Source organism: Neisseria sp. P0021.S006 (assembly GCF_051956895.1).
The window spans coordinates 1-485 of sequence record NZ_JBQCWZ010001145.1 but is presented as its reverse complement, the minus strand read 5'-3'; the positions used below and the strand labels follow the sequence as shown (position 1 = coordinate 485).

Here is a 485-nt window from a genome sequence, read left to right as displayed (position 1 = left end):
GTGATAATGACCACGCCCAAAAGCCAGCGTGAAAAGTTCTCAAGATTGAGCACGCCGGAAGCAATCACGCTGCCCAACACCAAAACCAGCAACACGCCGACAGCTATTGCAGTCTGTATCTTTTCAGGACGCAACGGATTCGGAGCCGGAGTATGCGGCAGGTTTTTACGGCCGCGCGAATACCACAGCAGGCCAAATGCCATACCGACGGCCGCTGCGCCGAAACCGTAATGGAAACCCATTCTGTCTTGCAAAATACCGGTCAACAAAGGGCCTAAGAAACCGCCGATATTGATGGAAATATAGAAAATGGAGAAACCGGCATCGCGTAATTCGCGCAGGTCGTCCCGTTCATACAAAGAGCCGACCATCGAACCGGCAGACGATTTCACGCCGCCGCTGCCCAGCGCGATAAACACCAAGCCCAACAGCAATCCCATTAAGCCCGGCACAATCGCCAATAAAATATGGCCGGTCATCACGAC

At 53.4% G+C, this 485-nt stretch carries 1 protein-coding gene; it reads right to left on the bottom strand.

Translation table 11 applies throughout. The features are described 5' to 3' along the window. On the bottom strand, positions 1–485 hold a 485-nt coding region (locus tag ACTHUM_RS19175; protein ID WP_440403868.1), incomplete at both ends, for an oligopeptide:H+ symporter.